10 protein-coding genes are annotated in these 15862 nt (G+C 62.5%); 8 read left to right on the forward strand and 2 right to left on the reverse strand.

The features are described from left to right. Positions 1-3 precede the first annotated feature (3 nt). The 8 genes from PSFL_RS09015 (at position 4) to PSFL_RS09050 (ending at position 9267) form a co-directional block, all read left to right on the forward strand. On the forward strand, positions 4-234 hold the full coding sequence (locus PSFL_RS09015) for a DUF2934 domain-containing protein (RefSeq protein ID WP_057444084.1): 231 nt from the start codon (positions 4-6) through the stop codon (positions 232-234). A gap of 112 nt (positions 235-346) precedes the next feature. Continuing rightward, entirely contained in the window at positions 347-2488 is a 2142-nt protein-coding gene (gene glgX, locus PSFL_RS09020; protein WP_057436597.1) for a glycogen debranching protein GlgX, read from the forward strand. Position 2489: 1 nt separating this feature from the next. Next, positions 2490-3491, forward strand: coding sequence for an acyl-CoA dehydrogenase family protein (locus PSFL_RS09025; protein ID WP_170059170.1), 1002 nt, complete (start codon positions 2490-2492; stop codon positions 3489-3491). Continuing rightward, the gene (locus PSFL_RS09030; protein ID WP_170044934.1) at positions 3488-4246 is read left to right on the forward strand and encodes a PIG-L deacetylase family protein; all 759 of its coding nucleotides are present in this window, start codon (positions 3488-3490) and stop codon (positions 4244-4246) included. The genes PSFL_RS09025 and PSFL_RS09030 overlap by 4 nt, the downstream gene beginning before the upstream one ends. Then, on the forward strand, positions 4243-4842 hold the full coding sequence (locus PSFL_RS09035; protein ID WP_170044935.1) for an SAM-dependent methyltransferase: 600 nt from the start codon (positions 4243-4245) through the stop codon (positions 4840-4842). Before PSFL_RS09030 ends, PSFL_RS09035 begins: the two co-directional genes overlap by 4 nt. Next, entirely contained in the window at positions 4839-5498 is a 660-nt protein-coding gene (locus tag PSFL_RS09040) for a glycosyltransferase family 2 protein (protein WP_273865654.1), read from the forward strand. The genes PSFL_RS09035 and PSFL_RS09040 overlap by 4 nt, the downstream gene beginning before the upstream one ends. Positions 5499-5681: 183 nt before the next feature. Further along, on the forward strand, positions 5682-6443 hold the full coding sequence (locus PSFL_RS09045; RefSeq protein WP_057959509.1) for a PIG-L deacetylase family protein: 762 nt from the start codon (positions 5682-5684) through the stop codon (positions 6441-6443). Positions 6444-6690: 247 nt separating this feature from the next. Then, the gene (locus PSFL_RS09050) at positions 6691-9267 is read left to right on the forward strand and encodes an autotransporter outer membrane beta-barrel domain-containing protein (protein ID WP_397469927.1); all 2577 of its coding nucleotides are present in this window, start codon (positions 6691-6693) and stop codon (positions 9265-9267) included. 9 nt (positions 9268-9276) lie between these two features. Here the strand turns inward: PSFL_RS09050 and PSFL_RS09055 are convergent, their stop codons facing one another. Next, positions 9277-13443, reverse strand: a complete 4167-nt coding sequence (locus tag PSFL_RS09055) for a hypothetical protein (RefSeq protein ID WP_397469928.1) — start codon at positions 13441-13443, stop codon at positions 9277-9279. A 179-nt stretch (positions 13444-13622) separates the two neighbouring features. Beyond that, positions 13623-15851: a 1,4-alpha-glucan branching protein GlgB gene (gene glgB, locus PSFL_RS09060; RefSeq protein ID WP_057436609.1), complete on the reverse strand. Its 2229-nt coding sequence runs from the start codon at positions 15849-15851 to the stop codon at positions 13623-13625. Between the last annotated feature and the right edge of the window lie 11 nt (positions 15852-15862).

Below are 15862 nucleotides of genomic sequence, written 5' to 3' on the forward strand. Positions count from 1 at the left end.
GCGATGAGCACCGAAGACAAACGCGTTCGTGAATTCGCGTATCAGATATGGGAGTCCGAAGGTAAACCTGAGGGCCAGGAAGCCCGTCATTGGGAAATGGCCCGCAAGCTGGCCGAAGCCGAGGCCCTGACCCCGAGTAAACCCAAGACAGGCACCAAGGCCAAGGCAAAGCCGGCTGCGGAAAAACCGGCGGTCGCCAAAAAACCACGGGCGGCGCGTAAGCCTGCCGGCTGATCCACCTTCCCACAGGAGCCGGCCACCGGCTCCTGCAGCACACTCAACGATTGATCTGACCTGATGTCAGCACGGCCCCGTTCGGCCTGAAAAACCCTGCAGGAGCAACACCATGAGCAAGACACCCGCTACCGAGCCATCGCGCATTCGTGAAGGCTTGCCCTTCCCCCTCGGCGCGACCTGGGATGGTCTGGGGGTCAATTTCGCGCTGTTCTCGGCCAACGCCACCAAGGTTGAGTTGTGCCTGTTCGACGATACCGGCGAAGTCGAGCTGGAACGTATCGAACTGCCGGAATACACCGACGAGACCTTCCACGGCTACTTGCCCGATGCCCACCCCGGGCTGATCTATGGCTACCGGGTATACGGGGCCTACGATCCCGCCAACGGCCATCGCTTCAACCACCATAAATTGCTGATCGACCCCTATGCCAAGCAATTGGTGGGCGAGCTCAAATGGTCCGAAGCGTTGTTTGGCTACACCATCGGCCACCCGGACGCCGACCTGAGTTTCGATGAGCGCGACAGCGCGCCCTTCGTGCCCAAATGCAAAGTCATCGACCCGGCCCATACCTGGGGCAACGACCAGCCGGTGCGCACCCCGTGGGACCGCACGATCATCTACGAAACCCATCTGCGCGGCATCAGCATGCGCCATCCTTCGGTCCCTGAAGCGGTGCGCGGTACCTGCGCCGGGTTGATGGTGGACGATGTGCTCAAGCACATCCGCCAACTGGGGGTGTCCTCGGTGGAGTTGCTGCCGGTGCATGCCTTCGTCAATGACCAGCATTTGCTGCAAAAAGGCATGACCAACTACTGGGGTTACAACAGCATCGCCTTCTTTGCCCCCGACCCGCGCTACCTGGCCAGCGGCAAGATCGCCGAGTTCAAGGAAATGGTCGCGCACCTGCACGAGGCCAAGCTGGAAGTGATCCTCGATGTGGTCTACAACCATACCGCCGAAGGCAACGAGCAAGGCCCGACCCTGTCGATGCGCGGCATCGACAACGCCTCCTACTACCGCCTGATGCCTGACGACAAGCGCTTCTATATCAATGACTCGGGCACCGGCAACACCCTGGACCTGAGCCACCCTTGTGTACTGCAAATGGTCACCGACTCCCTGCGTTACTGGGCCACCGAGATGCATGTGGATGGCTTTCGCTTTGACCTGGCGACCATCCTCGGGCGTTATCACGACGGTTTCGACGAGCGTCACAGCTTCCTTGTGGCCTGCCGCCAGGACCCGGTGCTGCGCCAGGTAAAAATGATCGCCGAGCCTTGGGATGTGGGCCCCGGCGGTTATCAGGTGGGCAACTTCCCGCCGGGCTGGGTGGAGTGGAATGACCGTTTCCGCGACACCGTGCGCGCGTTCTGGAAAGGCGATGACGGCCAGTTGGCGGACTTTGCCGGGCGCATGACCGCCTCCGGCGAGATGTTCAACCAGCGCGGGCGCCGCCCCTATAGCTCGGTGAACTTCATCACCGCCCACGACGGCTTCACCCTGCATGACCTGGTGTCCTACAACGACAAGCACAACGAAGCCAACGACGAGAACAACCAGGACGGCAGCAATAACAACCTGTCGTGGAACCACGGCGTCGAAGGCCCGACCGAAGACCCGGAGATCAACGCGCTGCGCCTGCGCCAGATGCGCAACTTCTTCGCCACCCTGCTGCTGGCCCAGGGCACGCCGATGCTGGTGGCCGGGGATGAGTTCGCCCGCACCCAACACGGCAATAACAACGCCTACTGCCAGGACAGCGAAATCGGCTGGGTCAACTGGGAGCTGGATGAGGATGGCAAGTCCCTGCTCAAGTTCGTCAAACGCCTGATCAAGTTGCGCCTGGCCTACCCCATCCTGCGTCGCGGGCGCTTCCTGGTGGGCGACTATAACGAGGACATCGGGGTCAAGGACGTGACCTGGCTGGCCCCCGATGGCAATGAAATGACCATCGAGCAATGGGAAGACAGCCAGGGCCGTTGCCTGGGCATGTTGATGGATGGGCGCGCCCAGGAAACCGGGATCCGCCGGCCGGGGGCCGATGCTACGCTGCTGTTGGTGGTCAATGCGCACCATGACCTGGTGAACTTCCGCTTGCCCCAGGTGCCGGATGGCGGTTTCTGGACCTGCATGGTCGATACCAACCAGCCGGCCGTGCGCGGCCAGGAACGTTTCGATTTTGACCATGAATATGCCGTGACCGGGCGCTCGCTGCTGCTGTTCGAGCTGCAACACGAGGAAGAGGTGTGAAATGGATTTACACGGTTTTCTGCAACGCAATCGTCAGGGTCTGGCCGATACCGAGGGCCTTGGTCAGACCCTGAGCGCCATGGTGGCGGCTGGCCTGGATCAATTGCCATTGCCGGGTGGCGGGCAGACCCTGCTGCGCTTCAGCCTGCTGGCTCAGGTGGCCGGGCACAACCTGAGCCTGTGCAAGCTGTTCGAAGGGCACACCGACGCGCTGGCAATCATGGCCGACCTCAACAGCGCGGCGCCGCCGGCGGGCAGCACCTGGGGCATGTGGGCCGCCGAACCGCCGACGGCACGGGTGCAGGTCAGGCGTGAGGGCTCGCAGTACCTGCTGCATGGCCGCAAGGCCTGGTGTTCCGGGGCCGGGGTGGTCAGCCACGGGTTATTGACCGCATGGGATGCGCAGGAGCGCCAGCAGTTGGTCGCGGTGCCAATGGACCAGCCGGGGGTAACTGTGACCGCCGAAGGCTGGAACGCCGTGGGCATGGGCGCTTGCGCGAGTGTCGATGTGACGTTCGAGAACGCCGTGGCGCTGGCCGTAGGCGCCCCAGGGGATTACCTGCAACGCCCCGGCTTCTGGCACGGCGGGGTTGGTATTGCCGCCTGTTGGTACGGCGCGGCGCAGCGCTTGGCCGAGGCCCTGCGTGAACACTGCGATCAACGCGAAGAGCCCCATGCGCTGGCGCATCTGGGCGCGGTGGACATGGCCTTGTACGCGGCCGCTACGGTGCTGCGCACGGCTGCCCGGCAAATCGACGATCAGCCCCAGGCCAATGCCCAACTGCTGGCACGCCGCGCGCGGGCGGTGATTGAGGCGGCCGCCAACCAGGTCATCCATCACACAGGCCGGGCTTTGGGCGCCGGGCCTTACTGCAAGGATGAACACTTCGCCCGGTTGATGGCCGACTTGCCGGTGTACTTGCGCCAAAGCCATGCCGAGCGTGACCTGGCGGCCCTTGGCAAGAAGGTGGCGATCCAGTCCGGAGGGACGTGGCAATTATGAAAGCCAACCCCATTGTCGGCCAAGGCACCCCGCTGCGGGCCTGGCAAGGTTCAGCCCGGGTCGCCGGCCTGCCCGAGGTCAATGTGGAGCAATTGGTGCCTGATGGTTGCCGCGCCGTGATAATCGCGCCCCATCCGGATGATGAAGTGCTCGGCTGCGGCGGCCTGTTGCAAGGCTTGGCCGCGCTGGGCCGCGAACTGCTGCTGATCTCGGTGACGGATGGCTGTGCCAGCCACCCCGGCTCGCCCCGTTGGCCGCAGCAGCGTTTGCGCGAGGTGCGCCCGCAGGAGTCGGCCGAGGCCTTGCAACGCCTGGGTTGGCATCAGCAACGCCTGACCTGGCTGCGCGGCGGTTTTAGCGACAGTCAGGTGCAGGCCCGGGAATCGGCGCTGACTGAATTTATCCAGCGGCACCTGCAACCGGACGATGTGGTGTTCACCACCTGGCGCGAAGACGGGCATTGCGACCACGAAGCGGTGGGCCGTGCCAGTGCCCAGGCAGCCTTGGCGGTCGGTGCGCGCTTGATTGAACTGCCGGTGTGGACGTGGCATTGGGCAACCCCCGAAGACCCACGGGTGCCATGGCAGCGCGCACGCAAGATTGCCCTGGCGCCCGCCGCCGTCGCGCGCAAGCGTCATGCCCTGCACGCCTTCACCAGCCAGCTGGAAGGCGACCCCCAGATCGACTTACCGCCCGTCTTGCCGCCCCACGTGCTGGAGCGGCTGTTACAACCTTTTGAAGTGGTGTTTGTATGAGTGTGGCCACGGCTTACTTCGACCAATTGTTTGTGGATAGCGACGATCCCTGGGCCTTCCGCCAGCGCTGGTACGAGCAGCGCAAGCGCGCCTTGACCCTGGGACTGCTGACCAAGCCCCGCTATGCCTCGATTTTCGAACCCGGCTGCGCCAATGGCGAGTTGAGCGCCGAACTGGCGCCACGTTGCGCGCGCCTGCTGTGCTGCGACACCGCCGCTGCCGCAGTGAGCCTGGCGCAAACGCGCCTGCAAGGGTTCGCCCATGCCCAGGTCGAGCAACGTCGCTTGCCTGCCCAATGGCCAGGCGGCAGGTTCGAACTGATCGTGCTGAGCGAGTGGTGCTATTACCTCGACCATGACGACCTGTGCCTGCTCGTCGAGCAGATCCTGGCCGCGCTGACCGACGATGGCCAGGTCCTGGCCTGTCACTGGCGCCCGGCTATCGACGGTTGCCCGCAAACTGCGGAACAGGTCCACCAGGTGTTGCACCAACGCCTGGGTATGTCGCGCCTGGCGCAGGTGGCTGACAGTGATTTCCTACTCGACCTGTGGTCTCGCGAAAGCGCCTCGGTCGCCCATCTCGAGGGCTTGCGATGATCGGCATTCTGATCCCGGTGCATAACGAAGAGGCGCTGCTGCCTGAATGTCTGAAGGCCGCGTTGATCGCCGCCAGCCATCCCGGGTTGCTCGGTGAAGAAGTGCAGATACTGGTGGTGCTCGACAGTTGTACCGACCGCAGTGCGGCCATTGCCGAGACGTTCGGCGTACACAGCCTGAGCGTCGAGGCGCGCAATGTCGGCCAGGTGCGGGGCATGGGCGCTCGGCACCTGCTTAACAATGGCGCCCGCTGGATCTCCTGTACCGATGCCGACAGTCGTGTTGCCACCGATTGGCTGGTGGCGCAACTGGCGCTGGGCGTGGATGCGGTGTGCGGCACCGTCACGGTGGACGCCTGGAGCGATGGTTTCGACCAGGCGGCGCAGATCCGCTATCACCAGTCCTACCAGACCTGTGACGGGCATCGGCACATCCATGGGGCCAATCTGGGGGTCAGCGCCGGCGCCTATGTGCGGGCTGGCGGGTTCGAGCCCCTGCCCTGTCATGAAGATGTGCAACTGGTACGCCAGTTGGAGCGTTGCGGCGCAACCATTGCCTGGAGCCACGCGCCCCAGGTCATCACCAGTGCGCGCCTGGAGTGCCGTGCGCAAGGCGGATTTGGCGACTATTTGAAGGGGCTGATGCAGCCTTCCTGAAATAAATACGATTTTACCCGGCCGGAGCGCGACGAATCCCCGCCAATGAACAATACTCAGATATGGCAATCCAGGATTCGGAACGCCAGCGTGCCGTACGGGCCTGGCGCCTGCGCGACAAAAAGGAGAGTCGACCCGTCAACGGGATACGACCTGCATCAAACGGACAAGGACGTGACATTGATCAAACCCGCCCCCCTGCACGACGGGCGCCGCGTGCCGGCGCAAATCTGGAACAGTGCGCCGCAGCTGGCGCAAATCCCGACCATCAGCCCTTCTCTACTGGTGCCCCCTGGCTCACGCGTGGTGGTAGTTGCTCCGCATCCTGGGGACGAAGTGCTGGCCTGCGGCGGTTTGCTGCAACTGTTCAGTGCCCTGGATTACCCTCTGAAGTTGATCTCGATCACCGACGGCAGTGCCAGCCATCCGGGCTCCAACCAATGGTCGGCGCAACGCCTGAGCGTGTTCCGGCCCCAGGAAAGTGTCGAGGCCCTGCGCCGTCTGGGCTTACCCTTGCACAGCCTGAAATGGATCCGTGGTGGCTTTTGCGACAACGCTTTGGCCGCCCACGAACAGCCCTTGAGCCAGTTTATTGCGCGTTACCTGCAACCCGGCGATGTGGTGTTTACCACCTGGCGCAATGATGGCAATGACGACCACGATGCGGTTGGTCGTGCCACCGCCATCGCCTGTGCGCTGACGGGCGCGCGCCTGCTGGAGTTGCCAATCTGGGCCTGGCACTGGCCCGCCCGCGAAGCCGGGCGCATGCCCTGGCAGTGCGCGCGCAAGGTGCGCCTCGACACCTGGAGCGTGGCGCGCAAACGCCATGCCGCCCACGCCTACGCCAGTCAGTTGCTCGGCGACCCGCTGATCGGCCTGGCGCCCATGCTGCCACCGGTGTTGCTGGAGCGTATGCGTGAGCCCTATGAGATCGTGTTCCTGTGACACAGGTCTATACCTGTTAATTCTGACAGTGGCGGCCCCTCCCGGCGGTTGCTAACGTGGAACAAGCACTGCACAGGTTCAAGTGCAGTCGAGATAGCCATGCCAACCCCTTGCATTGGCGATGTTTTACGAAACAGGAAACCGGTTGTCCCTTATCGTTATCGTGCTTTTTTGCGTTGTCATGGTCCGGACCGTGCCTGCCCTTGGGGGCGGCGGGACGTCATCTTCCATCGAGCGAGGATAGATCATGAGCACACGGCGATATGTGCGGCGGTACCTGGGCGCCTGGCTAACCAGCGCGGCCCTGATGGGGACCTTCCCGCCAGCCACCTATGCGGCCTGTACCCCGGTGATCACTGCGGGGGACGACACCACCCTCTGCGACAGTGGCACAGCACCCGGTTTTACCGACCTCAATGGTAATAACACCCTCAGTCTTCCCAGCGGTGGTAATGGCGCGATCACCGGCACTGTCACGTTTGGCGACGGCCATGATCAGGTGCAAGCCCAGTCAGGCAGCATGGGCGCCTTGAACATGGGCCATGGCGCGAACATTTTCCGCGCGGACCTCAATGCGGTGGTGGGCGCAGTGACCCAAGGCGATGGTGCCGACACGGTGCAGATCAGCGGCGGCACCGTGGGCGCGATCAACCAGGGCAACGGCATCGACAACTATGCGCAAAGCGGCGGGCGCGTGGCCAGCGTGGCCCAGGGCGATGGCCGCGATACGTTCTATATGAGCGGTGGCGAGATCGTCGGGGCATTCGAGGATGGCGACGTGGCCACCCAATCCGCCGGCACCATCGGCCGGGTGGATATGAAGCTCGACAACAACTTCTACACCCTGCTCGGCGGACGGATCAACGGCAACCTGGTGACTGGCTTTGGCTTGGACACCATCGCTGTTTCCGGGGGGTATATCGGCGGCAACGTCAGTGTCAGTGGTGGCGATGACCTGTTCACCCTGACCGGCGGCGTGGTCAATGGGCAGGTGCTGATGAGCTTCGGCAACGATCAGTTCAACTGGATCGAGGCAGGCACGATCAATTCAGCGGTCAATATGGGCGCGGATAACGACAGGGCATTGCTGCAAAACCTGACACAGGCCCTGCTCTCTTCCACGCCCCTGGTCGATGGCGGCGTGGGCACCGACACCCTGGTCTTCGATAACACCCAGGCAGCCACCGCAGAACGCTACGTCAACTGGGAAACGGTCAACCTGGACAACGGCTCGCGCTTTACCTTGGCGCAGGATTTCAAACTGGGGGATAGCGGCAGCGGTACCGGCAGCTTGAACATCGACGGCAGCAGTGTGCTGCTGGTCAGCCAGGGGGCCATCAGCCCATTCACGGCCGGCCAGTTGGCGAGCCTCAACAACAGCGGCCTGATCGACATGACAACTGGTAGCACCGGCGCTACCGACAGCCTGACGGTAAATGGCACCTACACCGGCAACAACGGGCAGATGGTGCTGCAAAGTGTGTTGGCCGGCGATGGTGCCGCCAGTGACAAACTGGTGGTGAACCAGGGCTCGCTACTGGGCACCACGACCCTCAACGTCAGCAATCTGGGCGGGGCCGGCGCCGAGACCTTGAGCGACGGCATCCAGGTGGTCGAAGCGCGCAACGGTGCGACGGGCAGCGACCGGGCCTTCAGCCTGGCAGGCGGTTCGGTGTCCGCCGGGGCCTTTGAGTACTTCCTGTTCAAGGGCGGTGTCAGTGCCGGCTCCGAACAACAGTGGTACCTGCGCTCAGCCATTGTCGCGCCTCCCCTGCCCGAGCCGGAGCAGCCCCCGGTGCCGTTGCCGGTGCCTGGCGAAGGAACGCCGGTTGACTTGCCAACGCCGGTGCCCGGTGAACCGCCGATCCCGATCTACCGCCCCGAGGTACCGGTGTATTCGACGCTGTTTCCGGCGGCGCAGCAGACCGTCCGGGCCATGCTCGGGACCTACCACGAACGCATGGGCGATCAGAGTCGCCAGACCGCCACCGGCTCATTCCCGGCAGGCTGGGGCCGGGTTTACGGCAGCAGTAGCCGCCAGGCCTACGCCGGTACCGTCGCCCCTCGGTTGGACGGTTCGGTCAGCGGCTTCCAGGTGGGCAGCGATGTCCATGCCTGGACCACTGGCAATGGCCAGACCCAGCGGCTGGGCTTCTTCGTCGGGCATAGCCGACTGAGGGGTAATGTCGATGGGTTCAACCGCGGATGGCAGCACCTGGATGCTGGCAACACCACATTACGCGGCGACAGCCTGGGCCTGTATTGGACGTTGCTCGACCCGTATGGCTGGTACGTCGATGTGGTGCTGATGGGCACCCGCCTCAATGGCAGCAGCGAATCCGATCGGGGGCTCAAGCTCAGGACCAAAGGTCACGATGTGCTGGGCTCGGTGGAAGCCGGCATACCGCTGCAGGTCGGGCAACACTGGGTGTTGGAGCCGCAGGTGCAACTGATCGCCAATAAAACCAGGTTTGATAGCCAGAATGATGGGGTGTCCAAGGTCGGGTTTTCCGCGGACACCGCCATCACCACCCGGCTCGGGGCCCGATTGCGCGGCAGCTATACCCTGGCCGCGATGCCGGTCCAGCCCTATATCCGCACCAACCTCTGGCACGGGGCATCCGGGACCCATCGTGTGCGATTCAATGACGCCACGGACATTGATACCGAGCAGAAATCCACCACCCTGGACCTGAGTGCCGGCGCAACGCTGCAGGTTTCCAGCAGTGTCAGCGTGTATGGCGAGGTGGGTTATGCGCGCAACCTCGACAGCAACGCACTGGATGGGCGCAAGGGCACCCTGGGCCTCAGGATGGAGTTCTAGCGCAACGGATTATTGGAACACCTGGGCTTCACCATCGACGGTGGCGCTTATCCAGCGTGGGTCCATGGGGTCGCTCCACACCGAGCGCGGCGGCGTTCCTCCATCGCTGATCAGGATGCGCCTGCCAGACTGGCTCCACTCCTGCATCCGCGCCTTGAACTGGGCCGGGTAGTCTGCCGCCCGGCAGGTGATACCGGCCCAGGGGTCGACGACCCATGCCTGATCCCACTCCGGCCCCACAAACCCTTTACTGCGGGGCTGGCCCGGGGGCCCGCCGACGACTGCGAAGGTATGTCCTTTGACTTGCGCGATACGGGCATCGCCGCCACTGGCATTGATCGTATCAACGGCGACCTTGGCCATCTGGTCACAATTGCCGGCGCCGGTCTTCAGGACCATTTCGGAATAATTGGGCGCCCCCGTGCGGGTGTACAGCCAACCCACCACTTCTGTGGCCGTGGCGTTGCGCGTGGCCTCGCCGGCAAGCCCGGGCACCTGTTGATTGGCTGAGCGAATGCCCGTGGCCTGGAACTGCTCGTCTACCGCTTTTCTCGCACCTTCTGCATACACGCGGTTCTGTTGTTCAGCCGGCAACTGGGCGAAGTCAGCAGGCTTGTTGATCGGCGCCAGGCGGATCGGTTTGGCCGCCACTACCACATGTCCGGGGTTGTTTCCCGATGCGTACACCGCCATCAGGACTTCGCGTTGTTTCTCGGGGGACAGGCCTTGCAGTACGCTGGCAAGATGGTTGATTTCGGCAGGTGACATAGGCTCGTCGGCGACGATTTTCTTGATCAGCGTCTCCAGGCTGGGCAGTACCACCAACTGATTGTCCGGGAGCCCCTGCGCCGCGAAACCGTAGATATCCTTGTATTGGTCGTAGAACTTGATGAATTCGACATCCAGCGCATCACTGCGGGTCATCCGGTGAAAATCCAGTTGCCCGTTGCCTGTCAGCTCAGCGTAATAGTGCACGCCGGTATCAGCCTCGACCACCACGTACTGGTGGCCATTATGGTTGACCTTGACCCCCCTGATGACACGCTGGTCATTACTCAGGTCGCTGATCGCATCCATCTTGACCACCACCGTTTCCTGGTTGATCGCCCGGGGCACACCAAAATCGTCATAGCCAAAATCCGCTTCGTTGACCACGCTGCCGGTCGTGCGAGGTTTGTAGGTCACAGGTCCTACACTCGCCATCGGTAGCAGCTCCTGGTTGCCCGCCTCATTGACGCGGTAACGACGGTGCTCATGGATGACCGTGCGCGGCCCTTTTCCTGGGCCGGCCCGTGGGATCAGTCGTCGATGCTCGAGTGCTTGTGCGTCCTGGAAGACCGGCGTGCCTCCTGGCTCGATCTGTTTGGTGTAGCACAGGTCATTCAGGTCCCGCTTGGATCGCCGGCCCCCGCCGCCACAGGTCATCACCAACCCTTCAAGCGGCTCGGTATCCTCCGGGCCGCCCAGTTTGATCAGGCTGTCGGGCTTTTTCGGGTTGTAGCGATAGACATCATCACCGATAACCAGGTCGCTGTACGTGTGCCGATGCAGGACTCGGACCTGGTCACTGGAGAGGCCTTCGGGGACCCGCAAGGTTAGGCCCTGCGCGACGGGCCTGGGGGTCAGGGGGATCTTCGGGGTAATGTCGTAGCGGCCTCTGCCGGGCAGTTTAAGGAAGCCGGATTGCTTGACCTTGGCAATACCGGCCTGGAGATTGCTCAGGCCCGTGCGCCCAGACTTCAGCAGCCTGCCCCCCAGGCCATTGATCGCGGGCATCACCGGGTCAAGCGGGTTGAGATTGTGCGCCACGGAAACCGCGAACTTCTTCACCAGGGGCAGAAATTTTGGCAGCAGTGCCCTTACGCCAATCTTGCCGGCCGTGGACAGGAGGCGCACCGAGCCCGCGGCAAACTTGCCCGCCGGCCCGGCGAAGGTCAGCAGGCCGTCGACCACCAGATCCTTGATGCCCTCCTTGGTATTGCCTTTGACCAGGTTTTCGATGCCACTCCAGAACGGAACAACCATCTGACCGACGCCTTTGACCCGATCCCAAAAGGCGTCGTCGTTTTTATGGGCCGCGCTTTCCCGGGCCGGGTCCGACTCCGCCCACTGCTTGAGCGTGGTTTCATCGACATAAAACAGATCCGTGGTAATGGCCTTGGCGATCTCCACTGAGCGTTCGGACGCCAGGGTGTGCGGCACCGCACCTGTTGATGGATTGCTCGCCGCTGAAAAATGCGCGAGCTGTTGCGGTACTACGATGGAAAAGCTCTTGGGTTTGGGGCCTTTGCCGGCCTTGTAATCCGCCCACTGTTGCTTGAACTCGGCCTTGCTGTCGGGGCGGGTGTGGCGGACGACTAATTCTTCAGAAGGCTCACCCTCAGCGGAATGGTCAATTGAAATGAAATCCTTGCCATAGCGTTTATCGGTGGGGTTGTAGGACTCCAGGATCGGCTTCAAGTCGTCGCGCCGCCGGGCGATACCCTTGACCGGATTCACTTCGTAGTAGTTTGTCTCGCCCTTGTATTTGGCTTTGAGAATAAACGCCGGGCGTGTGACAGCGGCCTTTTTCTCCTCGGCGGTTTCATTGGGGCTGCCGGGTTTTGTCCGCAGGGCATACAGCGTTACGTCACCCCGTTCAATCGCCTCGCGGTCCTTTAGCGGCAACTGGGTCAACTGGCTGCGGATAAGCGTTCCGTAGGCGACCTTGGTATCGGCCAGGTATTTGTCAAACGCCCCCTGGAACTGGCCTTCATCATAAACAGGGTATTGATAGTTGACGTCCGAGGGGGTGATTTTCTCACCACTCATGTGCCTGTACAGGGCAAAAACAGGACTGATCAGGCTCAGCACCTCGGTCCGGGAAGTGCCCTTCTGCATCCGTTCGAAATAGTCTTTGCGCATCGGCACATCGGCCGCCATCTGTTGGGTTGCCGCGACCACGCTATCGATATGGGCGTCCAGTGCAGTGGCTGCCTTATTTATATCTTCCTGCGAATAGCTTTCCTTCTGTGGGAGCACCCCTTGCGTCACCGCCCACGCCAGAACCGCCGGGGTACGGGTCGAGGTTATGAGCGCCCACTCACCGTCCGTTGTAGCTTGCTCGCTGAGCTTGCCAGGCAGATCGACCAGTTGTTGAAAGCCCATGCGCCGCGACGAGCCCGGCGCGATCGTTTCAGCCAGACTGACGCCTTGCTGGAAGTTCACCCACACCGCCGACCCTCGGTAAGGTAGATCCGCTGGCGTATCACGCACGGCAAAGTCGGGCGGGAACTGGGGTTGCAGAATATAGGCCGCCAGATGGGCCTGATCCCCGGAAAGCTGCCGTGAATCGACCAGGTGGTTCCTGAACGCGGACTTTATCGACGGGTAGCTTTGGCCCCACTGGTCACTCGAGGCCAGATTAAAGCCGGCAACCTGCCCGGGTTGGCGCGTCTGCAGCGGGTCCAGACTCAAGGCCAGGGCCTTGAGCAACAGCTTGACCTTGACTTCGGGCGTTATGACGCCATCGAGGGGGAACTCGGCCCCGCCCAGGGTTTTTAACAACTGCTGAACCCGTTCATTGGCCTTGGGCGATTTGAGTAGCAGCTCCAGCACGGCGGCCGGCGTGCCCTGGGCTTTTTTCAGGGCCTGGGGTGGGAGGTCTTCGGTCAGCTGGCTGAGCAACGGTTTTTTGTACTTGGCCTCTTGCTCGGCAACCCAGGCCTGGATAGCGGGCTCATTGCGCTTGTCCAGCAAGCCATCCATATCACTGGACGGATCATCCAGGCCCAGGCTGATTTCGCTACGCGCATCTTGCGCAGCGTCAATCGCCGCTTGCACCTGCTCGGGTGTCTTGGGGTTGGAGGGTACTATCCCGTAAAACGCGAGCATGTTATCCAGCCGATTGGTCCCCGGTTGGGTCGAGCCATTGGCGGGTATCAGCGGCGAGTCTTTGTTGAGAAACAAGCTTTTATTGACGACGGCATTCGGGGTTTGCAGCGCGTGCAGCACCCGTAGTATTTCGTCCAGATCACCGAGCTTTCCCCGCACTTGCGCCTGGTGTGAGGGAGTCGCTTGCGCAGGCGGTTGCACCAGCGTCAGGCCGGCACTGCCTTCGCTGGGTGGTGGCGTGTCGGAGCGTGACAAGGTGGGAGCAGCAGGCGCAAATCGTGTGTTGAGGTGGACAGGCGTCATGATGGTTCGTCTCTGGCAGTGATACACAGGCACAGCGACGAAACGAAGGGGGACTGGGAAACTGCGCCTGATCGCTGACATCCTTGTGTGGCGCACACGTAAGAAAATGTTCCAGACGGTTTGGTAACAGCGTTGGTCAGGCCACCGTGGTCAAGCCACGATGGCCATGCGACGCGCCTTTACTCCTGGCGCAGAATCAGGACCCCCAGTGGCGGCAGATTCAACGCCAGCGACACCGGCTGCCCATGGTGCGGCTCGTCGAGGGTGAACACTTCACCGCCGTTGCCGTAGTTGGAACCGGAATAGGTGTCGGCATCGCTATTGATCACCTCCTTCCAACTGCCGGCAAATGGCACCCCCACCTTGTACGCCTCGCGGGGCACCGGGGTGAAGTTGGCCACCACCAGCACCGGCTTGCCGTCCTTGCTCCAGCGCAGCCAGGCATACACGCTGTTGATTGCATCGTCGCCAATCAACCACTGGAAGCCTTGCGGTGCGTCGTCTTGCTCGTGCAGGGCCGGCTCTTCGCGGTACAGGCGATTGAGGTCGCCCACCAGTTTCTGCACACCCCGGTGTTCCGGGTACTGCAGCAGGTACCAATCCAGTTGCTGGTCGTGGTTCCACTCACGCCATTGACCAAACTCGCAGCCCATAAACAGCAGCTTCTTGCCCGGATGCATCCACATAAAGCTCAGGTAGGCTCGCAGGTTGGCGAATTTTTGCCACCTGTCGCCGGGCATTTTGTCGATCAGCGAGTGTTTGCCATGCACCACCTCATCATGGGAGATCGGCAGCACAAAACGCTCGGACCAGGCATACACCAGGCCGAAACTCAGCTCATTGTGATGATGGGCGCGGTACACCGGGTCCTGCTGGATGTAATGCAGCGAATCGTGCATCCAGCCCATGTTCCACTTGTAGTTGAACCCCAGGCCGCCCTGCTGGGTCGGCTGGCTGACGCCAGGCCAGGCGGTGGATTCCTCGGCGATTACCAGGGCGCCGGGAGCTTCCAGAGCCACTACATCGTTGAGGTGGCGCAGGAACTCTATGGCTTCGAGGTTTTCGCGCCCACCGTGGCGGTTAGGCACCCACTCCCCGGCCTTGCGTGAGTAGTCGCGATACAGCATCGACGCCACCGCATCCACCCGCAGGCCATCAATATGGAAGTGCTTGAGCCAGTGCAATGCCGACGCCAGCATAAAACCATGGACCTCGGTACGCCCCAGGTTGTAGATCAGCGTGTCCCAGTCCTGATGAAAGCCTTCCAGCGGGTTGCCGTATTCGTACAGCGCGGTGCCGTCGAACTGGGCCAGGCCGTGGGTATCGGTAGGAAAATGCGCCGGCACCCAGTCGAGAATGATGCCGATGTCCGCCTGATGGCAGGCGTTGACGAACGCGCCAAATTCGTCGGGCGAACCAAAGCGTGCGCTGGGTGCAAATTGCGACAACGGCTGGTAACCCCAGGAACCACCGAACGGGTGCTCCATGATCGGCATCAGTTCGATATGGGTAAAACCCAGTTGCTGCACATAGGGAATCAGCCGCTCCCCCAGCTCGCGCCAGCCGTATTGGCGCGACACTTCGCCCAACTCGTCCAGCTCGCATTGCCAGGAACCGACGTGCAGTTCGTAGATTGACAGGGGCGCACTCGGCGCCTGGCGTTCGCCCCGGGCCTGCATCCAGGCTTCGTCCGACCACGCCACTTGCAATGGCGCGGCGACCTTCGACGCCGTGTCGGGCGGTAACTGGGTGGCCAGGGCCATGGGATCGGCCTTGAGCGGCAGGATCCCGGTGGCGCCGAGAATTTCGTATTTGTAGGCCGCGCCCGGTTGCAGGCGCGGGATAAAGATCTCCCAGACCCCGGCGGGATGCCGCAGGCGCATCGGGTGGCGGCGCCCGTCCCAGATATTGAAGTCGCCCACCACCGAGACCCGCCGGGCATTCGGCGCCCACACGGCAAAGCGCACGCCCTGGATGCCATCGACGCTCGTCACTTGGGCGCCCAGGCAATTGCTCAACTCGCGGTGATTGCCTTCGGCAAACAGGTACAGGTCCATTTCCCCGAGCAACTGGCCGAAGCTGTAGGGGTCTTCGGTGATTTGCTCGCCGCCGGCCCACTGGATCTTCAGCAGGTAGCTTTGGCGGGTAGAGAAATGCCCGATAAACAAGCCGGGAACCGGGGTGGCATCCAGGCTGCCAAGCCCGTCGCCGCTGTCACGGGCCAGCACCTCGACACTCAAGGCCTCAGGCAGGAATGCGCGGATAACCTGGCCGCCCTGCTCGTCGTCGTGGGGGCCGAGGAGCGCAAACGGATCCGGATGTTCGGCGCGCACCAGGGCTTCAATATCCTTGGGTGCCGGCATGACCGCGAATTTCGATTGCAGCGGTTCTTTATGTGTAAAGCTCATGATTTCTCCCA

This window comes from Pseudomonas sp. DD1 (assembly GCF_044510355.1).
Taxonomy (GTDB): Bacteria; Pseudomonadota; Gammaproteobacteria; order Pseudomonadales; family Pseudomonadaceae; genus Aquipseudomonas; species Aquipseudomonas shahriarae.